Origin of the sequence: Scytonema sp. PCC 10023, assembly GCF_963920835.1 — a bacterium.
Classification (GTDB): Bacteria; Cyanobacteriota; Cyanobacteriia; order Cyanobacteriales; family Nostocaceae; genus Kalymmatonema.
Map to the genome: position 1 here is coordinate 16,411 of NZ_CAWUDP010000067.1, position 24,548 is coordinate 40,958.

Sequence of the window (24,548 nt, forward strand, 5' to 3'; positions counted from 1 at the left end):
AATTTTTATCTAGCCGTGATGCGAACTAAATTGTTGAAATTTTTGGGACTGTTAGTAGCGATCGCCCTCTCGGTTATTGCTTGTCACAATCTACCCAATCCTAGCGCCTCACCACCAACTCCTGTAACCATCAAACTCGGTGGTTGGATAGCTAGTCCAGCAGAGCAAAAACTCTTGAAACAGGTATTACAAGACTTTGAAGCACAGCATCCAGGTATCAAAGTTAGACATGAGGTCATCAACGACCAATACATGGATGTCATTAAAACCCGTTTAGTTGGTGAAGCTGCACCGGATGTATTCTACTTAGATGTTTTTGAGGCTCCTTTCTTCATGAGCCAGAATGTTTTAGAACCACTTGATGCATATATTACCTCCGAATTTGGCTTAGCTGACTTTGAGCAAAGGCTACTCAATAGCTTCAAGTACAGTAATCATATTTATGGTCTGCCCAAGGATTATTCCACACTTGCTCTGTTTTACAATAAAAAAGCTTTTGCTGCTGTAGGGTTAACCACACCTCCAAAAACTTGGGAGGAATTACGCACCTACTCACAGAAGTTGACCGTAGACCATAACCGAGATGGCAGAATTGACCAATATGGCTTCGGGGAAATCCCTGAATTAGCGCGTCAGGCTTACAAAATCAAAGCTTTTGGTGGTCAAGTTGTAGACCAGAATGGTTATGCAGCTTTTGCCAGTGATGCCGGATTGCAAGGATTACAATTGGCGGTAGATCAGTATCAAAAAGACCGCTCCTCAGCACAAAAATCTGATGTTGGAACCAACTCAGGGAGTGAAATGTTTGGTCAGGGTAAAGTCGCAATGGTGATTGAGGGTAACTGGGCAATTCCCTACCTAACGGAAACTTTTCCCAATCTAGAGTTTGCAACAGCAGAATTACCTAGAATTAATAACAATCAAGGCACAATGGTATTTACTGTTGCCTACGTGATGAACAAACAAACCCAGCACAAAGCCGAAGCCTGGAAGCTTATTTCTTACCTTACAGGTAAAGAAGGTATGACAAAGTGGACGAAAACAGGCTTCGCTTTGCCATCCCGTAAATCTGTTTCCCAAAAATTGGGTTATGACCAAGACCCGTTGCGGGCTGCACTTGTGGCAGGAGTGGATTATGCTATGCCTTGGCAAGCAGGTGAATATCCAGCAGCGATTATAAACAATTTTGACAACCAGTTTGTCAGTGCCTTACTAGGACAGCAACCACTACGACAAGCAATGCAACTGGCGCAGGATGAGGCGAATGAGTTGATTCAGGCGATCGCTACAAAGTAAATGTCATATCTTGCATCTCTATCTACAGCTAAACTGGGAAAATATAGCGGTAAGAACCCGGAGTAAGGTACACCAAAGAAATAATGAACCACAGATGGACACAGATGGACACAGATAAATTTGTACTTTATTAAACCAGAAGCGCTATAAAATCAATGCTAGGGTCGTGCAAGATGAATGAGTGGTACAAAGAAGACCTCGCCTTTATTCATGATGTCGGTTTCGGTGATTGGGCGCTGAAATCTGCTCCTGGCATTTTGGAAATCCTAAACCGTAGCCAAATACGGGAAGGTCTAATAGTAGACTTAGGTTGCGGAAGTGGATTATCAGCGCAAGAATTTACGAAGGCTGATTACAAAGTCCTCGGAATCGATATTTCTGAGTCAATGATCGAAATTGCACGAACAAGAGTACCAGATGCCGATTTTCGAGTCGAATCCCTGTTCAAAGCTGATATTCCGCCATGCAATGCTGTCATTTCTCTCGGTGAATGCCTCAACTACCTGTTTGATCTAGACAACAATAGCCAAACGCTTGTTGAGTTCTTCTACCGTATATATAACGCGTTAACTCCTGGAGGAGTTTTTATCTTTGACATTGCGGAACCGGGACAACTGACATCAGGAACCCCAATCAAGAATTTTACCGAGGGAGAGGACTGGATAGTACTTGTTCAAAAAGAAGAGGATCGAGACAGTGAAATACTAACCCGTCGAATCATCACTTTTCGCAAGGTGGGTGAACATTACAGACGAGATGACGAAGTCCACCGTCAGCAGTTATACAAAGCGGCAGATGTGACAGCAAAGCTTCGTCAAGTAGGCTTTGAGGTTGAAACAACCCAGAGTTATGGTCAATTCCCTTTACCCAAAGCTCATCTAGCATTTATTGCATACAAACCAGCGTGAGGGTTAGGGGTGGGGTGTACGCACGTTGCGTTGGTAATGATGAGTGTTTAAACGGGCTTAGTATCACCTTAATAATGGTTACCAGATTTGCGGTGATGCACAGCGGTGATACCATCATCATCTAGCAATTTGCCGTTATCCACAGTCGCATAAACAAGCCAATGGTCGCCTGCTTCCATCCGGTTTTTTACCGAGCATTCTAAGTATGCTAAAGCATCAGTGAGAACGGGAGAGCCATTTTCGGCTTCTTGGGCGGATACACCCTCAAATCGGTTTTGTCCGGGACCAAAGGGTTTGAGAAAGTGCTTCATCAACCCTATGTGATTTCCTTCTTTAAGAACGTTGAGGACGAATTTGTTTCCAGAATGCGTCAGTAGTTCCACAGCGCGGTCTTTCGCCACAGCAACTGTTAAAGCAGGAGGGTTAAAACTTGCCTGAGACACCCAAGAAGCTAACATCGCACTGGATATATCGCCTTGCTTTGCTGTAAGAACGCATAGTGAACCAACAACGCGCCCAACTGCTTGTTCAACATTTGTTGCGGGTTGGCTGGGGGTACGGACTTTTTTAGCTTTCTTCAGGGCTTGGGCAAAGTCGGTTCCTGCTTCTTCACACATTTGCAAAGTGGCATCGTTGGGTTTAAACTTGACGCGGATGCTGTCAAACCCAAACCGATATCCAGCATCTTTGAGTTTGCCTTCGATTAAATCAACTGCTTCTCCACTCCAGCCGAAAGAACCAAAGACACCTGCAAGTTTGTTGTTAGTGGCTGTGGAAAGAACAATACCCAAAGCTGTTTGGACAGGAGTCGGTGCATGACCGCCAAGGGTAGGAGAACCAATGACAAAGCCGGATGCTTTTTCAACTGCAGCGCGGATTTCTTCGGAGTCAGCGAATTCGCAGTTAATTGATTCTACAGCAACGCCTGCTTTTGTCATGCCACGGGCGATCGCCTGCGCTAAAGTTGCCGTGTTTCCATACGCTGAGGCATAAATCAACGCTACCGTTGTATCGGCAGATGTTTGCTGCTGACTCCACTGGCGGTAAGCTTTCGTCAGTTCGACTAAGGCATAGCGTACCAAAGGACCGTGCCCAGTTGCATACAATCTCACGGGCAGGTCGGCAAGTTTATCCAGCGTTGTTTCCACTTGACGAGCATGAGGAGCCATCAAGCAATCAAAATAATAGCGCCTATCTTCGTTAAATATCTCCCAGCCTTCATCAAAAACCTGGTCGCCACAAATATGCGCCCCAAAAAGCTTATCTGTGTAGAGAATTTCTGTTTGCGGGTCGTAGGTGCAAAGTTGGTCTGGATAGCGGGGGTTGGGGGTGGGGATAAATTGCAAATTATGACCTTTGCCTAAATCTAAAGTTTCTTCCCCGCGCATCACGATAACTGGCAAATCTGGATTTTCCAGTGCGCCACGCAAATTTATTGCGCCTGGGTTAGAACAAACAAAAGTTATTTGCGGTGCGAGTTCCAGCAAAGCTTTTAAAGTTGCGGCGCGGTTGGGATTGACGTGACCAAGAATGACGTAATCAATATCTGTTAAATCGAACCGCTGCTGCAAGGCTTCTAAGTAAATTTGCGTAAACGTTTCCCCTGGAGGGTCAATTAAGGCGGTTTTATCTGCTTTGATCAGATATGAATTAGCAGTTGTCCCCTTTGCTAGAGCATATTCTATTTCAAATCTCAGGCGTGACCAACTGCGAGAACGAAGCACAGTTGTGTCTGTAGCGATGGGGAGAACCTGAACGTCACGGGGTTTTGTAGATGTCATGGCTTTTGAAAGAAAGAAAAAAGAACACTGGGGATTGGGTACTGGGGATTGGGTACTGGGGAAAGAGAATAATCCGCGTGAAGATTCGCACCTTACCCAATCCCTAATCCCTAATCCCTAATCCCCAGTCCCTTTTACTTAGTAATGATTTCCGACTTTGCGATGGTGAACCGCTGTTAGTGCATCCGGTTTGGAAACGCGTCCTGCATAAACGGTGCTGTAGACAATCCAGTGGTCGCCACCATCCATCCGACTGATAACTTCACACTCCATATATGCCAAGGCGTCAGCAAGGATGGGCGCACCGTTTTCGGCTGGCTGGGTTTTCACTCCTTCAAAGCGGTCAGCACCTGGGGCAAAGCGTTTGAGGAAGTGCTTCATGAGACGTTGATAATTGCCTTCTTCCAGGGCGTTGAGGACAAATTTATCACCTACTTGCATGAGTGATTCAATCGCCCTATCTTTAGCGACAGCTATTGATATTCCCAAGGGTTTGAAGCTGGCTTGACTTACCCAAGAAGCTAACATGGCGCTGGACACATCACCTTTTTTGGCAGTGATGATGTATAATCCGCCGCTGATTCTGCCTAATGCTTTGTCGAGGTCAGCACCGAGAGATTTCATCTGCTTGATGCTGCGATCGCGCGTCACCCACTGACCTAAGTCTGTCCCTGCTTCTTCACACAGTTTGTATGTAGCTTCCCCTGGAGTTTCTTTAATCCGAATTCCTGAGAAGGCTGGTGTTAAACCCAAATTTCGGAATTTACTCAGCAACGGGTCAATCGGTTCGTCATCGCCACCGCCTGATTCAAAGACGCCTACTGCTTGCTTTTCATTAACAGAGCCTATAATCGTGCTCAGAGCCGATTGGATACTGGCTGCACTAGAAGCTGGAGGTATTCCGACAACAATTCCAGCACACCGACCTACAAGTTCCCGCAACTCTTGTAAATCAACTCCAGAACGCAAGTCCACCAGTTCTACACCAACGCCTGTTTTGGTGATGCCGGTGGCAATTGCTTGCGCTAGGCGATCGCTATATCCGTAATTTGAAACATAAAATACTGCAACAGTTGTTTCTGCTTTTGCCTGGGTTTTGCTCCACGTACGATAGCGTCCTGTCAGTTCGTCAACATTGTGGTATAATAGTGGCCCGTGACCTGTGGCAATCATGCTGATTTTTTTCAGTTCATCCATCCGTTTGAGGGCAGACAGAACTGAACGAGCATTGGGAGCCATCAGGCATTCGTAGTAATATTCAAAATCTGCTTCAATCGTTTTTAAGTCTTCGTCAAACGTACTATCTGAGCAATAGTGCATCCCAAAGGCATCGCAGGTGAAGAGAGTTTGGGTTTTGTGGTCGAAGGAGAAGATAGTATCGGGCCAGTGTAAATTGGGTGCAATCACGAATTCTAGTTCGTGTCCGTTGCCCAAATCCAGGCGATCGCCATTTTTGACAATTTGCCGCTTAAACGGAGTATGCACCAAATTCTCAAGAAACTGGATTGCCACTTTGGAACCAACAACGGTGACATCCGGCGCAAGTTGCAGAACATCTTTGACTAAACCGCTGTGGTCTGGCTCAGTATGGCTAATAATGAGATAATTAATTTCTGCGGGATTTATCAAACCTTTGAGGGTATCCAAAAACAGCTGGCGAAACTTTTCATGCGACGTATCCACCAGAGCTGTTTGCTCACCGCGTATCAGGAATGAATTGTATGTAGTACCATTTTGCAGACCAAACTCGATGTCGAAGCGATCGCGATCCCAATCCAGAGAACGGATTGCCGTCGTATCCGGAGCAATCTCGACAGTCTGCATGGTTAGCCTTTTTTTTGTTCTTTCGGTGAGCGCTACCATAACCAGCCTCCTTAGCAACTGAGTATTTATTACTCTGTCCCTATTGTGACACGAGTTATTTGTAAAGTTTTAATAAAAAATCTATAGATAACTTAAAAAAACTAAAAGTGTCAGATAGTCGGTTACAGGCTGGGGTTTGTCAAACAAAGTCCACAAGACAAATACTGTGCAAAATAGCCTGCCATTGCAGGCTATGTCATCTACATTCCACATATTCCTCGTTCGGCGTTGCTGATTTGAAGTATGAATCCAAGTGCAGAGACGTACCCCAACGGGAGAGCCAGTCGCCTGCTGTCGGGAAACCCTCCTGCAGCGCTGGACTCACATGGTACGTCTCTACAAGGGTTTGGAATCACACGACATCTTTTTCATACATGGATTCAGCAACGCCCCTCGTTCTATCCCTGCTTTGGTGCATAGGCTCCTTGTCTTAGGGCTTTCTCCTGTCTACTTTGATTTAGCAAGGTCCCTATCACTCGTACGAGAATTTCAGGTGCAAAAAGCGTTCTTGAAGGCTTAACCAAATGTGTCACTTCTGCAAAACTGCGGTATATTTTGGGATTGCTAATTGATAGCAGCATGATTTGATCCATGTATCGGTGCATCAGTTGGGTGATTTTGTCAGGATGACCACCAGAGGTAGTTTCCCAACGGAAATCTTCACCTGTTGCCATTAGCCAGGGAGTTTGCAAAACTTTAGATAGCTGCTTCTGAAAGTGCTTAGTTAAACCTGTGAAGTTGCCCTTTTGATACCGGAATTGCTCCTGCAAGCACTGGTTAAGGGTTAAAGCACTCAACGCAGCAACAGTCATACCCTGACCGTAAACAGGATTGAAAGCACAAACAGCATCCCCAATAGCCACCAATCCTTCTGGCAATCTAGAAAGCTTTTCGTAATGACGCCAGCAATTCTCTGTACGCCGATAGCTATAGACTGGAGAAATGGGTTTAGCGCTTTGAAGTGCGTTGTAAATTGCTGGGGTACGGAGGCTGCGGACAAATTCCATGAAGCCTGCTTCATCAGTAGGTGGATAGTCTCGACCAATACCCGATACGAGTACTTGCCAACGGTTACCTTCAATGGGAAAAATGACACCTCCACGCTTGTCATGAGGCGGTTTGGCAGCTACTAATAACGCCTTCCAATCAGCCTGGAAACCTTCCGGGCGTTCATACCACTGGGTACTGTAACCTAAAAAAGAGTTAATGACGGTTTCAGTAGGGGGTTCGTAACCAATTTCTTCTAACCAGTTGGGCAGTTGAGAATTGCGTCCACTGGCATCAACAATCAAATCGGCTGCTAATTCTGTTGTGTGAGAATCATCATGACCGCGCACTTGTAGCCCTTTGACTCTGGAATTGGTATTGTCATTCAGCAATCCCTTTACCTGAGTTGTTGGCAAAAATTGCAGGTTGCTATAGTTACTTAAACGACGACGAACCACCCATTCTAATAAGGCACGACTACAAGTGCGAGTGATTAAGTCTGAAGAACCAAGGGATACCCAACCCCACAAATTCAAACAGGAGCATTCTGCTACCCAGTCTACACTAGGCGCACCAGCTGCTGCTAATTCAGCTTTTATACCGGGAAACAGTTGCTCCAGAATGCGTTGACCTTGGGTTAGCAATACATGGACGTGATGAGCTTGGGGTACTCCCGGACGCTGTTCTGGTTCCTGCGGTAAGCGATCGCGTTCCACCACAGTAACATGCTCAAAATGTTCTACTAAAATTCTCGCTGCCAGTAGTCCAGCCATGCTACCGCCAATCACTACGGCATGACTTCCATTGCGGATGTTTTGTTGTGCCTCTATGTAGGTAGACATTATGCGTTTACCAAACTAAAGATTTTTCACTCTGTAAATCTTACTCTTTACAAAGATTACAGCGCTTATTTTATGATTAAATCCCAAATTTCAGGGTGGGCATTACTCATAAAAGCTTATGTGATAGACATTTGAGATATTAGTAAGCAATGCCCATTTTAGCTGAAAACCGCTGTAATTTAGAGTATAACTCTGTTGAGAAGCGCTCTTTTTATCTTGATTTGATAGTGAATGGTTAATAGCTCTTTCTGGCTAGCTTTGATGATTGGAAATTCCCGGCTACATTGGGCGCACTTTGCACGCGAAACCCTCATTCATGCTTGGGATACAGACTATCTACCAGCAGATATTGTCCAGCAACTATCTCAATCTCAAACACTGCACAACCTACCACCAGAAATTTTCCCACCTAACAAGGAGAAATTTACCTCTCCCTCATCTCCCTCATCTCCCTCATCTCCCTCCCTCCCTCTCTCCCTCCCTCCCTCATCCCCCCCTCTTCCCCTCCTCCTCGCTTCTGTCGTTCCCAGTCAAACCGCACTATGGCAAACTTATCCAAATGTTCGCATTATTACCTTAGACCAAGTCCCCATAAAAGGGATTTATCCTACACTGGGAATCGACCGCGCCTTGGCTTTGTGGGGTGCTGCACAGACTTGGGGTTTTCCCATGTTGGTGATTGATGCTGGAACAGCACTGACATTTACAGGTGCTGATGCTAATCAGTGTTTTGTGGGAGGCGCAATTTTACCAGGGTTAGGCTTACAGCTTGCGACTCTTAGTGGAAGAACAGGACAATTACCAAAAGTTGAATTACCGCAGCAACTTCCCCAGCGGTATGCTCTTAATACTCAACAGGCTATGCAAAGTGGGGTTATCTATACCCTAGTAGCAGGAATCAAAGATTTTATTGAGGCGTGGTGGCGCGATTTTCCGCAAGGGAATATTGCAATGACTGGAGGCGATCGCACTTTGTTAGTAAACTATCTGCAATCCCAGTTTCCTGAGATTGCAGCGCGTTTGATGGTGGAACAGAATTTGATATTTTGGGGAATGCGATCGCTATTTTTTTAGATAACTACCTGCTTCTTTCTGTCCAAATTGCGTTTCAGTAGTAAACCTGCGCCAGCAATACCAAAAGCTAATACACCTAAGCCAGAGTCTGATTCAGGGACAACTTGTTTACGGACTACTTGAAATTGGGTAAATTCCTCAATTCCAACCGATTCTCGCGTTATGGGGTCAATTAACATAACACCAAGACCTGTAAGGTCGGAAGGGTAGGAATTAGGGTCATCGGAAAGTTTTGGAAGGTTCCCTGCGTAGCCTACACCAATATTAATGACACAGGTGAAATTAGTTCCCCTTGCACACCCAGTTGGATAATCAACACCAGCAAGAACCGGACTACCAGGAGGACCAAGAAAAATAGATGGGATAACTTCCCAGTCAGCAGTTTCACCACTTACCTGAAGCTGTGGTGATGAAAAAGAGAAGTTAGAAACAGCATTGGAGTATAAAATCCCTGGATTGTCAGGTCCAAGTCCTAAAGCTGGCTCACTAGAGGGGGGAGTTTCTGTATCTAAGGTAAATGTTCCTGTTGCACCACTTTGACTAGTAAAGCTAAAGTCAAGTAGAGCAGCTTGAGCTGGATTTACAGCTACAGTTCCCAAAGTTAGAAATGCTGCTCCTGCAACAGCCATAGATAACCTTTTCATATCCATAAATATTTGCTTAATCATGCGATCGCACCTTGGTAGTAAACTATTTGCAATCCCAATTTCCTGAAATTGCAGCGCGTTTAAATGTGAAACAAAATTTGATATTTTGGGGAATGCGGCAAAAAACTATGAGCCATGAATTAAGGCTTGTGTAGCCTTACCTGTTCTGTCCAAATTACGTTTCAGTAGTAAACCTACGCTTGCAATACCAAAAGCTAATAAACTCAAGCTAGATCCTGATTCAGGGATAGGTTGCCTAAGGACAACTTGAAGATTGGTAATATCGTCACGGAGACGCTCTCGAGTTGTCGGATCGTAGAAATCAACACCAAGACCTATAGAGTAGGAATTGGGCTTATCAGAAAGTTCGGGCAATTCTGAAAGGTTACCTGAGTAGAGTACAGCAATATCAAATAAACAGGTTAAACCTGGTGCTGTTATGCATCCTGGTGGATAACTAACAGCGCTAACAACCCCCAAATTAGCAGGAAGACCAATAAAATCAGAAGTAAAGGATGGGACGACATTAAAGTCAGTGGTGACGCTGCTCAAATTTATATAGGGCGCTGAAAAAGAGAAGTTAGAGACAGCATTAGGGTATGAAATCCCTGTAAACCCCATCCTTAATAAGGCTGGCTCGCTAGAGGGAGGAGTGTCCGTTTCTAGGGTAAAAGAACCTGTTGCGCCCCTTTCAGTACTAAAGTTAAACTCTAGCGGGGCAGCTTGAACTGGAGCTACAGCTACAGTTAAGAGAGCCGTAAATGCCGCTCCTGCAACAGTCATAGATAACCTTTTCATCTCCATACATATTTCCTTAATCATGCGATTGCACCTTGGTAGTAAACTATTTGCAATCCCAGTTTCCTGAAATTGCAGCGTCTTTAAGTGTGAAACAAAATTTGATATTTTGGGAAATGCGATCGCCTTCGCCTACGGCGGGACGTAGCCCATCGCTATTTTTTTAGATGGCTAGCGGCTTGTTGCTGTTCTTCTTACGTTTGAGTAGTAAACCTGCGCCCCCAATACCAAAAGCTAATACATTCAAGCTAGAGCCTGACTCAGGAACCGGTTGCTTACGGACAACTTGAAGATTGGTAATATTGTCGGTGAGCAGCCGCTCTTGAGTTGTGGGATTATAGAATCTAATACCCGCACCTCTAGAGTAGGAAAGTGGATTGTCAGAAAGTACGGGAAGTTCTGAAAGATTTCCTGAGTAAAGTACCGCAACGTCAAATAAACAGGTGAAGCCTGGTACTGTTATGCATCCGGGTGGATAACTAACACCGCTAAGAACCCCCAAATTAGCAGGAAAACCTATAAAATCAGAAGTAATAGATGGGACAACATTAAAGTCAGTAGTGACGTTGCTCAAATTTACATAGGGTGCAGAAACAGAGAAATTAGAGACAGCATTAGGATATGAAATCCCTGTAACCCCAGGTCCAAATATACCTGGTTCAGAAGAAGAGGGAGTGTCCGTGTCCAAGGTAAACGAACCTGTTGCGCCGCTTTCTGTCGTAAAGCTGAAGTCTAATAGAGCAGCTTGAACTGGCGCTGTAACTCCAGTTAAGACAGCGATAAATGCTGCTCCTGCAACAGCCATAGATAATTTTTTTATTTCCATGTATCCCCTGGATGATTAGTGAAAACAATCTGGCAATGCAGAAAAATTAATCATTTAGCTTGATTTTTGAGCTTTGTAATCTATTGCCCATAGTGCCTATAGGTAGATATAAAAAGACTTAAGTATAAATTTGTAATAAAGTTTTAGTATTGTTTCTGTAAAGCTAACGCTTAATATTTGGTATTGGTAAATATGTAGATATAATATACGTCCAAAAAATATTCTCCTATGCTCCAAAGGCAATTAGCTTACAACTGACATCTTTGACGAAGACCGTTTTTGTTAGTAAAGGTAGATGTACCTGGTTATCCTACTGTGGAACTGTCAGCAATTGCGTAAGTTCTGTTAGTTTCAGGCTTCCACACTCACGGGGTTGGGAAGCGTATTTTTACCGTTAGCTTGGCTGCACTCTTTTGTTCATCTTGCGTTTTAATAGTAAAGTTGCACTTGTAATAGCAACAGCTAAGACACTCAAGGTGGAATCGGATTCAGGGACAGGTTGCCTACGGACAACTTGAAAGTTGGTATACAGATCGGGGATAAGGTTAAGCTGCTCTCCCGTTGCGGGATCAAAGTATTTAATTCCAAGACTTAAGTAGGAAGCTGGGTCATCGGAAAGTTCTGAGGGGTAAGTGAAAATGTTTATTTGTAGGGCACAGCATTACTCATTGGTGTCAACTTAACCCAAAACCCTTCTAAAATCTCGTTTCCAGGTTCCAGCTGGAAATGCCCTTGAAGCAGCTCTGCCGCTGTTAAGGCAGGCAAAGCCTTCGAATAGGCATTCCCAGCCTGAGGCTGGGAACGAGGCAAACCGCCCCTCCCCTTAACAAGGGGAGGGGATCAAGGGGTGGGGTAAATTAACCTGGAATAAACGGTTGAACGTGATTGTTGACACCAATAAGCATTGCTGTGCCTTTACGGCGTGGTGTATGCAACCGAGAAACGCTACAATTATGAGATAAAGATATAATATTTATCACTCTACTTTTTTGCTGCGATGGCGTGGCGATCGCCAACAGCCACTTATTAGTTTATTTGCAGTCTCAGAAAGCTGGGATTGCAGTGCATTACTTACCCTTAAGAAAGTTGCGAATATCTCCAGCCACAACTGGGGCACAGGACTGTGGTAAATCATTTCCTCCGTGAGCAATTGTTTTCAACTCTGCTTGAGGAATATATTGAGCATAAGCCCGACTCATAGCTATAGCTTCTGAAGTATCTTTTCCACCTTGTAGAATGAGAACTGGGACTGTGATGAATGACAATTGGTCATCCAGTAATTCTGCCTGAATTTCTGGATGCTTGCGCTCAAAGAGGAGCTCGCAGGCTGTAGGATATTCCAGCATCACCTGATGAAAATGCCAATCCTGTTCAATTTGTTCATGCAAACCAAAGATTTTGGTGATCGGACGAAGAAGTCGCAACAATTGAAACACCAGTGGTGGACGTTTCAGTATCCGCTGCATTCTCTGCGATCGCTGTTTTTGTCCTTCTATCTTTACACCCTCTGGCGCTAGTAGTACCAAACCATTAATTTGTTCTGGATACTTCAAAGCATAGCTAGCAGCAATCCAACCCCCAAGGGAATCTCCAATTAAATACACCCTTTGTTGCTTTAAAGCGTGTAGGAATTGAGCTAAAGACTCAACTTCCAAATCAATTGAATAGTGGACATTCGGAAACTCTGACTCACCAAATCCGAATAAATCTGGAGCAAAGCAATGGAAATCCCGCGACAGTATCTCCATAACAGATACCCACTGGCTGCTATCATTCCAAGCACCATGTAAGAAAACTAAAGACGTTCCTTCACCAATTTCACGCCAGAAAAGTATCCCTTGAGAAAGCCTTATCCGGGAATTACGCAATGGATAATCCATATTATTTAATTATTTAATATAAAAGTTATTTTTAGCAGATTTTGGATTGAGAATTGTTAGCTGTTAATTATGAGTTGGTACTTGTAGAGACGCGCTGTTTGAAGCGTCTGTACATTTGTTAGTTGTTCTACTAACCAGTCTTAATCCAAAATCCAAAATCTAAAATAGCATTACGCCAATGTTGTCAAGCCATCTAGATAGTCTTGTAACTGGCGATTATGGTCGTGAGACATCTGTCCTGGAGGTAGGGAATTGAGTGGAAAAGCTTGGATTTCCATCACTTCCAAAGTATCTTGAATTTCCATTTTTCCCCGCACTTCTGCTTCAACTACAATACAAATGGAATGAATTCTAGGATCGCGGTCGGGTGCGGAGTAAACACCAACTAAACGCCGAATTTTTACCAGTTCTAGTCCGGTTTCCTCCATCAACTCTCGTTGGACAGCATTGGGAACATCTTCTCCCCAGTCCACCATACCCCCAGGTAATGCCCACAGACCATTGTCACGCCTGCGGATGAGCACAATTTGACCATCTGGCAAAATAGGGATAATACTCGTGCCTGGGATGGGATGACGGAAGATAATGCCCAGTACGGTTTGTCCAATACGCCATAAGTTACGTGTGGACTGAACAGTCACACCAAAAAAAGCAAGAACGTTCAATTTTCAAATGTCTGCCTTGTAGTGTAGAGTTCCCCGCCACTCACACTTTCTCAACTGTAATGCTGAGTTGCTTATTTTACAACAATGTTCGTGGTTTGGGGTTTTATTCTAACGATTTATCGTAGAATTTAAATTAATTCTACCATTTACTGAAAAGAAAAACAGTGTATGTATATATACATATAATTCTGAGCCGATGTCATTTTTAGCTTATAGCAAAAGCATTATACTTGCTGTCACCAGCAACAATATCTGTTTTTTGATACAAATTCATCAGATAAATAAAAAAAAATAATCAGTTGAATTGAAAACTTAAATAGGTCTCCCAACTATATTTGTATTTTTACTTTTCTAGAATTTTTTCATCACAATTTCTCTTGAAACGAGCAGCTTTCCCTAATAACTACAATGCTGAGGCAGGGTTATAATTAGCTATCAAATTGGGAAGCTCCGGCAATTTGAGCATTCGCAATACGCAGAACTAGCAATTGTCAGCAGAGTGATCATTCTGGAGAGCAATTGACATCAAAAAAATAAATGTGCTACTATTATTGACCGTCTGAAAGTATGTAACTTGCAGAACTAGGCTAAAATTGCATAAGTCATACTAATAAGTGTTATTGCCTAGATTGAGCCTAGAGGCAGTTTTTTTTGTTGTTTATTCATGAGGTGAACATGGCTAAGCGCCGCAATCCAAAAAAAGAAAAGGCGCTACGGAACCAGGCATATGCCCGAAAGTTTCGTAAACGAACCACAACCGGGCGTTTCCAAAGAAGGTTCCAACAACGACCGCCGAAGAGCGAAGAAGATGAGGGCGCAGCAGCAATTGATGCTGAATAAGTTACCAGTTGAAATGTTTTTTGCCCCATAGCTCTTTGAAATGTCTGGGCGTACATTTTTGTACGCCCTTGTTGATTATTCAGCAGTTATTTGAGCGCGGGCGGCAAGAAGTGCTTGCCTTACTTGGGCAAAACCTGTGCCACCATAGCTATTACGAGCAGCAACGACTTGCCGAGGCGATATCACCTCGTAAATGTCTTCTGCAAATGCTGGATGCACTTGCTTCCACTCCTCCAAGCTCAGATCTTTGAGGAGTTTCCCGGCAGCAATACTAGTTTTTACCACTTTGCCCACAAGATTGTATGCTTCCCGGAAAGGTACACCGCGTGCGGCAAGATAATCTGCTACATCGGTAGCGTTAGAGAAGTCTTCTGTGACTGCTTGTGCTAAGCGCTCTTTACGAAATTCCAAACCTTCTTGGAGTAAGATCGTCATTGCTTGCAAACAAGCTTTAACAGTATTAACACTATCAAATAAACCTTCCTTGTCCTCTTGCAGGTCTTTGTTGTACGCCAAGGGTAGCCCCTTCATCATGACTAACATTGCCTGGAGATGACCAAATACACGTCCAGTTTTCCCCCGCACCAGTTCCGGTACGTCGGGGTTTTTCTTTTGGGGCATAATGCTAGAACCAGTAGCGCAGCTATCCTTGAGAGTGACAAAGCGAAATTCTTCTGACGCCCAAAGAATCACTTCTTCGCAAAGACGGCTGAGGTGAACCATAATGAGACTGGCAGCACAGAGAAATTCGATCGCAAAATCGCGATCGCTCACTCCGTCGAGGCTGTTTGCATAAACTCCCTCAAAATCCAAAAGTTGGGCTGTGTAGTGACGATCTATGGGGAAAGTTGTTCCAGCCAAAGCCCCACACCCCAACGGTGAAATATTAACTCGGCGAGAAACATCTGCTAAACGTTCCCAGTCGCGTTGCGCCATCTGAAAGTATGCCAGCAAGTGATGAGCTAAACTCAGAGGTTGGGCGCGTTGTAGGTGTGTATATCCAGGAATCAGTGTTTCAACGTGGTTTTCAGCAATATCTAGTAAAACTTGTTGAAATTCTCGCAGTTGGTTGCCGATTTGTTGGATTTGGTCGCGCAGATAAAGCCTAGTATCAGTTCCTACTTGGTCATTGCGGGAACGAGCAGTGTGTAACTTTTTACCTAAATCGCCTACAATTTCCACAAGACGCCGCTCAACGGCAAAATGCACGTCTTCCGCTTCGATACCTGGGTGAAATTTGCCTTGGCGATATTCTTGGCGAATTTGCTCTAAACCCGCAACGAGTTGCTCTCCTTCTGCTTGAGAAATGATCCCAGTGTGAGCCAGCATTTTGGCATGAGCTTGAGAGCCTGTGAGGTCATACTCAATTAATTCCATGTCAAAATTAATACTAGCGTTAAACCGAGCTATTGCAGGATGGAGTGCTGATTCAAATCGTTGACTCCAAGTTTGTTGTTCTGTCATGGTGTGGGAAAATTATGAATGGCAAATTATGAATTATGAAATAATTAACGTTAATCTTCAATGACATCCACCCAAAACCAGTTCTGATTTATTTTGAAAGAATCTAAGAGCCAAACATAATAAGTTAAATTTCTCACTCCAAAGATGTGTTTTTCGATGGATGTCCCAGTATCTAATCTATACATCCAAGCTGTGTAATTTGGTTCTCCTTTAAACTTACCAACACTGGTAAAGAAAACAATTATTTTAGCTTTATTATCTTTATCAGCTACAATATTGATTTCTCCACCTCTTTCACCACTTTTAGAAAGATGTGCATACTGAGGTGGTAATTGCATCTGGTAAACTTTGTATAAAATATGTTTATCTAACTTTATTCTTTGGGATTCATTGGGTTGTAAATCCCCAGATTTTATCATGGCAACTACTGCTTCACGCTCTCGTAAATGAAAATAAAAATCTGGTAGGATAATAGGATATTGAGCTAACCATAAACTTATAAAAGTAAGTAGAGTTATCAGTAAAAGAACTATCGATTTATATTGATTGCGTTGAAAATTTTGTAAAAAATACTGAACGGAAAAAATAGAAATAACAAGAAAAACTATTAATAAACATAGAAAATAAACAGTTGGAGTAAATAGACTATGCTTTAAGTTAATAGATAATAGAGAATACAAGAGTGTATAGTTGAAAGAATGAGGCAAAAATAAACTTCTAACTACAAGTAACAAAATACTTATGAACAAAGATGAGTTTAGAATGATAAGCCGCCGTTGTCGTAAATTATCTCTAATCATTTAAATCTCCTAAAATTAACTCATAAAACATAACAAATTCTATTTCTTAATTAGCTATGCTTACAGCAGTTTTCTGTAAGGTAGGCATTGACCAATATCTCAAAGGTCGATATCATAAGCTTTTATATGCAAAAAAAACCAAATATTACTCCCTTACCGCCAGAAGAATACCTATTTTTTAACCGCAGAGGCGCAGAGGACACAGAGAGAAGAGTTAATTATTATAGGTAATCTTAGACCGGGAAGGGAGTAGTTGTCTAATCATAGAAGAAGTGCTGTAAGTGGCAATAAATTTAGTAATTATCTCATCAAAAAAGTTTTCAATTAAATTGACTTTACCACAGGGATTTTGTTCCAAGACAAAAATCTCGTATCTACTTGATGAATAGCTCAAAATAAATTTCAAACTAATAGTTTCTTGAACTTTGGAAAAATGGAGTTTTAGAAAAATGTTTGGCGTGAGTCAGTATGGCTTATCCTCAGTAAAGAGTATGGTTTTCAAGGCCTGCGCGGATTGATTGCCCTATATATCAACTTACTTTGAAACCTAATAGGGAGAGATAAAAATCGTGTTTGAGGATAAGCCTAAAACTTCTGAACCCCCAAAGACAGTCGTACCAGATATCCTACCCAACCAGCCTATTCTTGCGAGTCAGCCGCAAGCATGGAAGGGCATTATCGTAGAACACCATTCTCAACCGCCGTTTGAAATTCCTGAGCATTGCTTGCCACAACATCTCATTGCCATTCAAACTGGACCTCCTATAGGACTCCTCCGCAGATTTTTGAACGACACTGATACATCAAGCTTCGGAACAAAAGCGCTTGAAGTTAAGTCTCAATCATATTTAGTATTATAATAAAACACTCATGTTGCCAAAGCGTAATAGGAATGTCCAGCAGTCAAACCCCACCAATCTCTTGATTGAAGGCATAAAGACTATTGGCTTGAGCTTATTTCTGGCATTTGGAATTCGTACTTTTGCAGCAGCAGGCTATTTTATTCCTTCGGGTTCAATGGAGCCAACGCTACAAATTAATGACCGCTTGATGGTAGACAAAGTGAGCTATCATTTTAAAAACCCAGAGCGAGGTGACATTGTAGTATTTTGGCCACCTAAAGAGACTATTACTGCATGTGCGTTAGCGGAGAAATCTGAAGGCCCTTTTATTAAGCGAGTGATTGGACTACCTGGGGAGAAGATAGAGGTCAAGGAAAGGCGCGTATACGTTAACTCTCGCCCTTTGCATGAGAACTACATCGCAGATAAACCTCAGTATTTATGGGGACCTGAGATTGTGCCACCCAATTCTTATTTGGTTTTGGGAGATAATCGTAACAACAGCTGCGATGGTCACTACTGGGGTTTTGTCCCTCGCGATCACATCATTGGTCGAGCAACTGTTCGCTACTGGCCATCAAATCGTATAAATATCTTAAGCGAACAACAAAACTAGTAGTTCAACTGAGAAACTAGTGAAGGCGGCATAAATATTGTAGGTATCCCATAGCAGCAGTATATAGCAGTCCTATCTGATTTGTGAGAATTGAAAGCCACAGATCCCGGACTTCTCAAAGAAGTCCGGGATCTTGTTTCTCACAAATGATTTGGGATTGCTATAGCAGTTAAATTAACTTAATTCTCGAATTATGGTTGCCATCGGCAGAAATAGTGAGAGTTCCTGATCTTGAAAAGGAATAAACTCATATCTAGGATAAAATTCCTTTGCTTGAAAATCGATAGCATCAACTCTCACAGCATATATCCCGATTTCAACAGAAGCGCGAACACCACGGTAGAGAGCATCAGCTAACAATTCGCCTCCCAAACCTTGTCCTTTAACTGAGTTATCTACAGCTAATCTCCCAATCAACATCGCTGGAATCGGATAAGCAGGCATTCCACGTTGATAAGATTCAGGTAAAGATTCATACTCAATAGTGCTGGCGCTCACAGTATAATATCCATCAATTTTCAAAGTTCCTGATACCGGAATTGCGACAAATGTTTTAGCAACTCCTTTATTATGATTTTGCCGCGCATATTTCTTGAGATAATCATTCAAAATTGGATAACCGCAATCAAAAGAATCTCTTTGATATTTTTTATCAATTGGTACAAAATTCCATCTCGCCTCGCTATCACTTGTCATACTTATTTTTATATTTGTGGATAGCAGATTTGAGTTTTCCTTTCAGTTCTGGCGGATTTTCCATCACTGACATAAATAAATCTCTGTCACGATTAGACAACACTAGCCTTTCATGAGCATTTATATCTTCTTTAGCGGCTGGCAAAACATGAAAGAGTGTATAAGCACTCAAAGAAATTCCTTTGAGATTCGCAGCACGTTCTAATAGTTCTTTTTGTTCTTGGGTAACTCGTAAATCGATGCGGCAATCTTTTGCAGATGATCGTTCTCACATGACTCATTTCCGCCTCTAGCTTAGTCTTTATAACAGCATAGCTAATCTTGACGGACAATGTACACACAAATATTAACTTTATCCCTCAATACAGTTCACTAAAGAAGAATAGGGAGGTACTTCAACCAGAGCCAATGAATGGTCTTAATTCTCCAAGTAGTGGGTGCGTCTCATTTAGATTCAGAAGGTTAGACGGTAGATGAGTTCATCGGAAAGATTTCCTTGGACGAACTCCGCGTTTTTATTGACGTTGTACAGCTCAAACCCAAGCTTCTCGACCACCTTACGGGAGGTATAGTTGTGCTCGTTCACACAAGCGTGTAGCGCGGGAAAGTCGAAGCGGCTTCGAGCAAGAGCGATCGCCAAGGAGCAGTAGACAGGCGCGTAACCCCGGTTCTGGAAGTCTACGAAAGTCATGAAGCCGATTTCTGCGTATGCATCATCGAAAATACCTATCTCAACAACTCCAACATACTGCTGTTGTGGGAGTATCGCAACCCACTTCAGCCAGGTCATAGTGTCGTTATCTGGCGATTTTTCCAGTGCGGCGAACTTAAACTTTTGCTTGAGATCCAAAAGACTCGGGATCTCATCTTCTAGGTATTCGTATAATCTCGGGTCGCTCAAGTGGGAGTACAGCAGTTCGGCGTGGTGTTCCGTTACCTTTTCTAGATGCAACACCCGGGCTTTGTCCATATCGCGTCTCGTTCTTCTCCAATTATGTGAACACCAGTTCAAATTCTTGCACAAATTGCAAAGTGAACAAAATTTTAACTCCTTAATTTATAAGCCGTTCGCAGAATTTGCCCCGCCAGTACTGCTGCACCAAAACCATTATCAATATTCACCACACCTACACCAGCTGCACAAGAGTTGAGCATTGTCAAGAGTGGCGCTAAACCCCCAAAACTTGCCCCGTAACCAATGCTGGTAGGAACAGCGACAACAGGACAATCTGCCAAACCTGCAACCACGCTGGGTAAAGCGCCTTCCATCCCCGCGACAACAATCAACACGGATGCTGATTCAATGACGTGGCGGTTATTGAGCAAGCGGTGAATTCCTGCAACTCCCACATCCCAAAGCCGCTGCACACGGAAACCAGAAAGTTCTGCGGTGACAGCAGCTTCCTCAGCAACAGGTAAATCAGCAGTGCCAGCAGAAAGAATCCCAATCGTGCCAGGATACTGTGGTTCAATGGTAGGCGGTGCGATAGCACAAATTCGCGCTAAGTCGTAGTAGCGCAGACCATTAACTTTTGTTTCCAGTGCGGCAAAAACATCTGGTTCTATGCGTGTTGCCATCACCACTGGATTGCGTTGGCGCATAGCTTCCATAATTTGAGCAATTTGATCAGGAGTTTTGCCAGGTCCCCAAATGACTTCTGGAAAACCAGTTCTCAAGGCGCGATGATGGTCAATTTTGGCAAACTCGCCGACAGGTTCATAACTCAAGTGTTTGAGTTTTTCTAATGCTGCATCTGGGGTGATGTTACCATTGGCAACGGTTTCTAAGAGCGATCGCAAAGATTTTTCATCTGTCATTTGTTTGTTTTCCTTTGTCGCTTGTTCTTTGTTGAGTAGTCCTTTATCCTTGGTAACTAATGACTAATGACAAAGATGTACAGACGCGCCATGGCGCGTCTCTACAATGACTAATGACCAATGACTAATAACCAATGACTAATGACTATTGTGCTACTTTAATTTCATACTTGTTCCACAACGCTCCTCTTTGAGAACCCATAGCAGAGAATTTCACATTTTCCAGGCGATCGCGTATCGCTGCTAATGATAAAGGATTCACCAAGTAAACGAAAGGTAAATATTCTTGTGCGAGGCGTTGCGTTTGGGCGTAAATTTCTTTACGCTTGTTTTGGTCAAACTCTTGCGCTGCTTTTACATAAAGACGACCAATTTCTGCTTCCCACTCCGGGACTTCTCTACCAATAAGAGGTTCTCGTCCTGGTTGCGCTTTTTGGTTAAAGACGTGTAATCCACCATCAGGTGTCCAGACATTTGCTCCATCATGTGGTTCTGGTCCTCCAACAAAGCCTCCTATATAACTTTCCCAATCGAAGCTATTAGCAAGCTTGTCTGTGAGGGTATTGAAAGTAATCGGGTTAAAATCAACTTGAATACCAATTTTACTCAAGTCTTGCTTTATTTGTGAACCCATTGTGACACGGGTTTTATTTTCAACATTAGTTAACAGAGTGAAACGTACGCGATTACCATCAGCATCTAACAATTCGTTTCTAGCATTATATTTAAACCCAGCATTTAATAGTAATTCTTTAGCTTTTTCTGGATTGTAATCATAAACCTTCACATCTTTCCTTAGAGGAGTATAAAATGGGCTTTGCATCTCAATTGGTGAATCTTGGAGCGTACCAATTCCCCGAAAGACGTTAGTCAAAATTGCTTTTCTGTTGATGGCGTGGGCAACTGCTTGCCGAAATGCTAATGTATTAAACCAACGAGATTTTATCGGATCGACAAGAGCCTGTCGGTTTTGTCGCCGACCTTTATTTAAATTGAAGGAAATAAAAGTTGTCGTAAATTCTGAACCGCCATTGTAGATAGTAAATTTTCCTCTTTTTTCTTCTCGCTTTAGTAAGGAAAAATTTTCAGGACTCACAAGAACTGTATCTAATCCACCAGACCGGAATTGCAGAATCATCGTATCGGTAGATTCAATAATTTGCCAAACAATCCGCTCAACATAAGGCAATTGATTCCCTTGGCTATCTTTGCGCCAGTAATAAGGATTGCGCCGAAAAACGACACGCTGACTAGGAGTATAACTTTCTATTTTATAAGGACCATTCACAATAACTTTTGCAGGGTCGGTACCTGTTGTCCAAGTCGAGATAAATTGAGGATTACCATTTGCATCCAGAGATTTAATAGATGCTTCTAAAACGTGTTTTGGCATGATAGCAACCGAATTTGTTGATGCTCCTCCAGCAGTGTAAAGAAAAGGTGAAAATGGTTCAGGAAAAATAAATTCAACTCGACGATTGTCTATTTTTCTAATTTTTGGAAAACCCCCACTCGAACCTACTTTCAGTCCATCTTTCCAATCAGTAGGAATCTTTGGGTTAAAAATGATATCTTGATAAGTAAAGATGACATCATCAGCAGTTAGTAGTTCGCCATCAGACCATTTCAAACCCTCGCGTAGGGTAAAAGTAATCAGCTTTTTATCATCAGAAATCTTCCACGATTCAGCTAAGGCTGGCTCAATTTTGCCCGTCATAGCGTTAAGGGTTGTCAGTCCTTCAGCCGTAAACAAAAAAACGTGAGGATACTCTTGATTGAAGGCGTAGTTAAAGGTTTTCGGATCACCAAGAGTACCTGTTACCCATTGGGAGACTTGCGCCGCATTAGTTTTGAAGTTGGCTGGGTTGCAGCTGGTGAAAAATAATTGACAACTCAGCCATAGAATTAATATTGATATAATCGAAAGCCAACGGCGACGAAAAGGGAAGAGGACAGAAAGCATGGGATAGAAATTTTAATCTTTTCTTTAATCTTTTCGCATCATACACCTCAAAGGTAGGTTGGGTTAAGCGCAAACAAAACCCAACATATATCTCTTTGGTTAGGTTTTGTAACCTCAACTCAACCTAATACTCTACATTCAGCGACTTTACTTTTCTGCAACTTTCAGATGTGCAACATTCCATAACACTGTTTCATAGAACAAACTAGAAACGTCAACATTTTGAATGCGATCGCGCACAGCTGCCATTTGTAATTGATTGACTAGAAAAATAAACGGTAAATTTTCTTGAGAAATACGTTGAGCCTCTTCATAAATTGCCTTACGTTTCTTTTCGTCCAATTCTTGGGAACCTTGCACGTAAAGAGTACCAATTTTTGATTCCCAATCAGCAACTTTTCGGTCAGTAATTGGAGATTGTCCGGCTTGTGGTTTTTGGTTGAAGAAATGGAAAGAACCATCCGCTGCCCATAAATTAAAAGCAGCATGGGGTTCAAAACCTCCTCCACCCATGTAGCCTAGCCAACAATCCCAATCAAAGGTGTTAGAAAGTTTGTTGCCCATAGTACCAAAATCAATTTGTTGGTAATCGACTTGAATCCCAATTTTGGATAAATCCCGTTTAATCTGCGAACCAAATGCTTCAAAAATCCTACTACCAGTTTGGGATAGCATAGTGAAGCGGACACGGTTCCCATCAGCATCAAGCAATTGATTTTTGGCATTGTATTTAAAGCCTGCTCCTAAAAGCAATTGCTTGGCTTTTTGTGGATTGTATTCATAAACCTTTAGCCCATCTTTAGGAGAAAGATGAAAAGGGCTTTGGACAGGCATTTCTGTATTTTGTAATTGTCCTATACCTTGAAGTGTGTTAGTAATCATAGTTTTACGGTCAACAGCATATGCTACTGCCTGTCGGAAAGCAACTGTATTGAACCAACGTGATTTTATGGGATCTACCAGTGGTTTTCCATTCCTCTTACCTGTATTGAGATTGAAACTTATAAACGTGCTACTTGTGTCAGGTCCACCGTTGTAGATAGTAAAATTACCTCGCTTTTCTTCCCGCTTTAATAAAGCAAAGGTTGCAGGTCCTGAAGCGATCGCATCTAAGCCACCAGAACGAAATTGTATGACAGCTGTGTCAGAAGAATCTACAATTTGCCAAACAACGCGCTCAGTATAGGGTAATTGATTCCCTTTTTCATCTTTGCGCCAATAATAAGGATTGCGCCGGAACACAACACGTTCGCTTGGAGTATAACTTTCAATAACATATGGACCATTAGTGACAATTTCTTTTGGGTTTGTGCCCATACCCCATGTAGACAGAAACTTTGGCTTCCCTGATGAGTCGAGTGTTTTGACTGACTCTTCCAATTTGTGTTTCGGTAAAATAGCAGATCCGGTACTCCGTAAAAAAGGTGCAAAGGGTTCTGGTGTAATAAACTCTACTCGACGGTCATCAAGTTTTCGTACTTTAGGGAAAAGACCTTTTACTCCTATTCTGAAACCGTCTTGGAAATTCGTAGGAATTTTAGGGTTCAGGTATACGTCGTTGTAAGAAAAGACAACATCATCTACTGTTAAAGGATGACCATCAGACCATTTCAGCCCTTCTTTGAGGGTAACAACAATCTTTAGTTTGTCCTCAGAAACTTCCCACTTTTCGGCTAATGCTGGCTCGATTTTTCCAGATTTATCTTCATAAATTAATCCTTCACTAATGAAAAGACCAACGTTGGGAGATTCAGCAATCAAAGCAGCGTTATATGTTTTAGGATCTGAGCCAGTACGAGCAACTATCTGCGAGACTTGTGCAGCTTGGGTTTTAAACTGACTGGGATTGCAGCCGTTGAGAGCTAGCACGACCAAAAGACCCAGTAAAGCGAAAATCCAATTACATCGAAAAATTTGTTTAAAAATACTGGAATTCATAAAT

22 protein-coding genes are annotated in these 24,548 nt (G+C 42.6%); 6 read left to right on the plus strand and 16 right to left on the minus strand.

The features are described from left to right. Positions 1 to 18 precede the first annotated feature (18 nt). A complete protein-coding gene (locus tag ACM0OZ_RS32180; protein WP_414586934.1) occupies positions 19 to 1,296 on the plus strand; it encodes an ABC transporter substrate-binding protein in 1,278 nt (425 codons plus the stop codon). A gap of 173 nt (positions 1,297 to 1,469) precedes the next feature. Continuing rightward, on the plus strand, positions 1,470 to 2,204 hold the full coding sequence (locus tag ACM0OZ_RS32185) for a class I SAM-dependent methyltransferase (protein ID WP_414586895.1): 735 nt from the start codon (positions 1,470 to 1,472) through the stop codon (positions 2,202 to 2,204). 68 nt (positions 2,205 to 2,272) lie between these two features. Here the strand turns inward: ACM0OZ_RS32185 and ACM0OZ_RS32190 are convergent, their stop codons facing one another. From ACM0OZ_RS32190 to ACM0OZ_RS32200, 3 genes are all read right to left on the minus strand, one after another. Next, positions 2,273 to 3,985, minus strand: a complete 1,713-nt coding sequence (locus ACM0OZ_RS32190) for a diflavin flavoprotein (RefSeq protein WP_414586896.1) — start codon at positions 3,983 to 3,985, stop codon at positions 2,273 to 2,275. Between the two features lie 138 nt (positions 3,986 to 4,123). Continuing rightward, entirely contained in the window at positions 4,124 to 5,848 is a 1,725-nt protein-coding gene (locus ACM0OZ_RS32195; protein ID WP_414586898.1) for a diflavin flavoprotein, read from the minus strand. A 398-nt stretch (positions 5,849 to 6,246) separates the two neighbouring features. Further along, positions 6,247 to 7,677 carry an FAD-dependent oxidoreductase gene (locus tag ACM0OZ_RS32200; RefSeq protein WP_414586899.1) on the minus strand — a complete coding sequence of 477 codons (1,431 nt, stop codon included), beginning with the start codon at positions 7,675 to 7,677 and terminating at the stop codon, positions 6,247 to 6,249. Positions 7,678 to 7,908: 231 nt separating this feature from the next. On the opposite strand from ACM0OZ_RS32200, the gene ACM0OZ_RS32205 reads away from it, so the two are divergent. Beyond that, the gene (locus ACM0OZ_RS32205; RefSeq protein WP_414586900.1) at positions 7,909 to 8,751 is read left to right on the plus strand and encodes a pantothenate kinase; all 843 of its coding nucleotides are present in this window, start codon (positions 7,909 to 7,911) and stop codon (positions 8,749 to 8,751) included. Here ACM0OZ_RS32205 and ACM0OZ_RS32210 read toward each other — a convergent pair. From ACM0OZ_RS32210 to ACM0OZ_RS32230, 5 genes are all read right to left on the minus strand, one after another. Beyond that, on the minus strand, positions 8,748 to 9,395 hold the full coding sequence (locus ACM0OZ_RS32210) for a hypothetical protein (protein WP_414586901.1): 648 nt from the start codon (positions 9,393 to 9,395) through the stop codon (positions 8,748 to 8,750). The genes ACM0OZ_RS32205 and ACM0OZ_RS32210 overlap by 4 nt on opposite strands. A gap of 129 nt (positions 9,396 to 9,524) precedes the next feature. Then, positions 9,525 to 10,196, minus strand: coding sequence for a hypothetical protein (locus ACM0OZ_RS32215; RefSeq protein WP_414586902.1), 672 nt, complete (start codon positions 10,194 to 10,196; stop codon positions 9,525 to 9,527). A 163-nt stretch (positions 10,197 to 10,359) separates the two neighbouring features. Then, positions 10,360 to 11,022, minus strand: a complete 663-nt coding sequence (locus ACM0OZ_RS32220; protein WP_414586904.1) for a hypothetical protein — start codon at positions 11,020 to 11,022, stop codon at positions 10,360 to 10,362. A gap of 1,067 nt (positions 11,023 to 12,089) precedes the next feature. Beyond that, entirely contained in the window at positions 12,090 to 12,902 is an 813-nt protein-coding gene (locus ACM0OZ_RS32225) for an alpha/beta fold hydrolase (RefSeq protein ID WP_414586906.1), read from the minus strand. A 170-nt stretch (positions 12,903 to 13,072) separates the two neighbouring features. After that, positions 13,073 to 13,567 carry an NUDIX domain-containing protein gene (locus tag ACM0OZ_RS32230; protein WP_041036883.1) on the minus strand — a complete coding sequence of 165 codons (495 nt, stop codon included), beginning with the start codon at positions 13,565 to 13,567 and terminating at the stop codon, positions 13,073 to 13,075. A 675-nt stretch (positions 13,568 to 14,242) separates the two neighbouring features. Here ACM0OZ_RS32230 and ACM0OZ_RS32235 point away from each other — a divergent pair. After that, positions 14,243 to 14,407, plus strand: coding sequence for a hypothetical protein (locus ACM0OZ_RS32235; protein ID WP_198940821.1), 165 nt, complete (start codon positions 14,243 to 14,245; stop codon positions 14,405 to 14,407). A 75-nt stretch (positions 14,408 to 14,482) separates the two neighbouring features. Here ACM0OZ_RS32235 and argH read toward each other — a convergent pair whose 3' ends face one another. After that, positions 14,483 to 15,871, minus strand: a complete 1,389-nt coding sequence (gene argH, locus ACM0OZ_RS32240) for an argininosuccinate lyase (protein WP_414586907.1) — start codon at positions 15,869 to 15,871, stop codon at positions 14,483 to 14,485. A gap of 50 nt (positions 15,872 to 15,921) precedes the next feature. Beyond that, positions 15,922 to 16,671, minus strand: a complete 750-nt coding sequence (locus tag ACM0OZ_RS32245) for a hypothetical protein (RefSeq protein ID WP_414586908.1) — start codon at positions 16,669 to 16,671, stop codon at positions 15,922 to 15,924. 569 nt (positions 16,672 to 17,240) lie between these two features. Between ACM0OZ_RS32245 and ACM0OZ_RS32250 the strand changes: the two genes are divergently transcribed. Beyond that, entirely contained in the window at positions 17,241 to 17,531 is a 291-nt protein-coding gene (locus tag ACM0OZ_RS32250; RefSeq protein WP_414586909.1) for a hypothetical protein, read from the plus strand. Between the two features lie 10 nt (positions 17,532 to 17,541). Continuing rightward, positions 17,542 to 18,129, plus strand: coding sequence for a signal peptidase I (gene lepB, locus ACM0OZ_RS32255; protein ID WP_414586910.1), 588 nt, complete (start codon positions 17,542 to 17,544; stop codon positions 18,127 to 18,129). A gap of 174 nt (positions 18,130 to 18,303) precedes the next feature. On the opposite strand, the gene ACM0OZ_RS32260 is transcribed toward lepB, so the two are convergent. From ACM0OZ_RS32260 to ACM0OZ_RS32285, 6 genes are all read right to left on the minus strand, one after another. Further along, positions 18,304 to 18,825, minus strand: a complete 522-nt coding sequence (locus ACM0OZ_RS32260; RefSeq protein WP_414586911.1) for a GNAT family N-acetyltransferase — start codon at positions 18,823 to 18,825, stop codon at positions 18,304 to 18,306. Continuing rightward, positions 18,815 to 19,066, minus strand: a complete 252-nt coding sequence (locus ACM0OZ_RS32265) for a DUF1778 domain-containing protein (protein WP_414586935.1) — start codon at positions 19,064 to 19,066, stop codon at positions 18,815 to 18,817. Before ACM0OZ_RS32265 ends, ACM0OZ_RS32260 begins: the two co-directional genes overlap by 11 nt. A 213-nt stretch (positions 19,067 to 19,279) precedes the next feature. After that, positions 19,280 to 19,795: a GNAT family N-acetyltransferase gene (locus tag ACM0OZ_RS32270; RefSeq protein WP_414586913.1), complete on the minus strand. Its 516-nt coding sequence runs from the start codon at positions 19,793 to 19,795 to the stop codon at positions 19,280 to 19,282. A 74-nt stretch (positions 19,796 to 19,869) separates the two neighbouring features. Next, positions 19,870 to 20,643 carry a nickel pincer cofactor biosynthesis protein LarB gene (gene larB, locus ACM0OZ_RS32275; protein ID WP_414586914.1) on the minus strand — a complete coding sequence of 258 codons (774 nt, stop codon included), beginning with the start codon at positions 20,641 to 20,643 and terminating at the stop codon, positions 19,870 to 19,872. 145 nt (positions 20,644 to 20,788) lie between these two features. Continuing rightward, positions 20,789 to 22,606 carry an ABC transporter substrate-binding protein gene (locus tag ACM0OZ_RS32280; RefSeq protein ID WP_414586915.1) on the minus strand — a complete coding sequence of 606 codons (1,818 nt, stop codon included), beginning with the start codon at positions 22,604 to 22,606 and terminating at the stop codon, positions 20,789 to 20,791. A gap of 147 nt (positions 22,607 to 22,753) precedes the next feature. Then, complete coding sequence (locus tag ACM0OZ_RS32285; protein WP_414586916.1) at positions 22,754 to 24,544, minus strand: ABC transporter substrate-binding protein; 1,791 nt, start codon at positions 24,542 to 24,544, stop codon at positions 22,754 to 22,756. Positions 24,545 to 24,548 lie beyond the last annotated feature (4 nt).

Bases quoted from the DNA above. Each gene is read 5' to 3' on its own strand.
- ACM0OZ_RS32180 (WP_414586934.1), top strand. From the start codon at position 19: ATGCGAACTAAATTGTTGAAATTTTTGGGACTGTTAGTAGCGATCGCC.
- ACM0OZ_RS32185 (WP_414586895.1), top strand. From the start codon at position 1,470: ATGAATGAGTGGTACAAAGAAGACCTCGCCTTTATTCATGATGTCGGT.
- ACM0OZ_RS32190 (WP_414586896.1), bottom strand. From the start codon at position 3,985: ATGACATCTACAAAACCCCGTGACGTTCAGGTTCTCCCCATCGCTACA.
- ACM0OZ_RS32195 (WP_414586898.1), bottom strand. From the start codon at position 5,848: ATGGTAGCGCTCACCGAAAGAACAAAAAAAAGGCTAACCATGCAGACT.
- ACM0OZ_RS32200 (WP_414586899.1), bottom strand. From the start codon at position 7,677: ATGTCTACCTACATAGAGGCACAACAAAACATCCGCAATGGAAGTCAT.
- ACM0OZ_RS32205 (WP_414586900.1), top strand. From the start codon at position 7,909: ATGGTTAATAGCTCTTTCTGGCTAGCTTTGATGATTGGAAATTCCCGG.
- ACM0OZ_RS32210 (WP_414586901.1), bottom strand. From the start codon at position 9,395: ATGAAAAGGTTATCTATGGCTGTTGCAGGAGCAGCATTTCTAACTTTG.
- ACM0OZ_RS32215 (WP_414586902.1), bottom strand. From the start codon at position 10,196: ATGAAAAGGTTATCTATGACTGTTGCAGGAGCGGCATTTACGGCTCTC.
- ACM0OZ_RS32220 (WP_414586904.1), bottom strand. From the start codon at position 11,022: ATGGAAATAAAAAAATTATCTATGGCTGTTGCAGGAGCAGCATTTATC.
- ACM0OZ_RS32225 (WP_414586906.1), bottom strand. From the start codon at position 12,902: ATGGATTATCCATTGCGTAATTCCCGGATAAGGCTTTCTCAAGGGATA.
- ACM0OZ_RS32235 (WP_198940821.1), top strand. From the start codon at position 14,243: ATGGCTAAGCGCCGCAATCCAAAAAAAGAAAAGGCGCTACGGAACCAG.
- argH (WP_414586907.1), bottom strand. From the start codon at position 15,871: ATGACAGAACAACAAACTTGGAGTCAACGATTTGAATCAGCACTCCAT.
- ACM0OZ_RS32245 (WP_414586908.1), bottom strand. From the start codon at position 16,671: ATGATTAGAGATAATTTACGACAACGGCGGCTTATCATTCTAAACTCA.
- lepB (WP_414586910.1), top strand. From the start codon at position 17,542: ATGTTGCCAAAGCGTAATAGGAATGTCCAGCAGTCAAACCCCACCAAT.
- ACM0OZ_RS32260 (WP_414586911.1), bottom strand. From the start codon at position 18,825: ATGACAAGTGATAGCGAGGCGAGATGGAATTTTGTACCAATTGATAAA.
- ACM0OZ_RS32270 (WP_414586913.1), bottom strand. From the start codon at position 19,795: ATGGACAAAGCCCGGGTGTTGCATCTAGAAAAGGTAACGGAACACCAC.
- larB (WP_414586914.1), bottom strand. From the start codon at position 20,643: ATGACAGATGAAAAATCTTTGCGATCGCTCTTAGAAACCGTTGCCAAT.
- ACM0OZ_RS32280 (WP_414586915.1), bottom strand. From the start codon at position 22,606: ATGCTTTCTGTCCTCTTCCCTTTTCGTCGCCGTTGGCTTTCGATTATA.
- ACM0OZ_RS32285 (WP_414586916.1), bottom strand. From the start codon at position 24,544: ATGAATTCCAGTATTTTTAAACAAATTTTTCGATGTAATTGGATTTTC.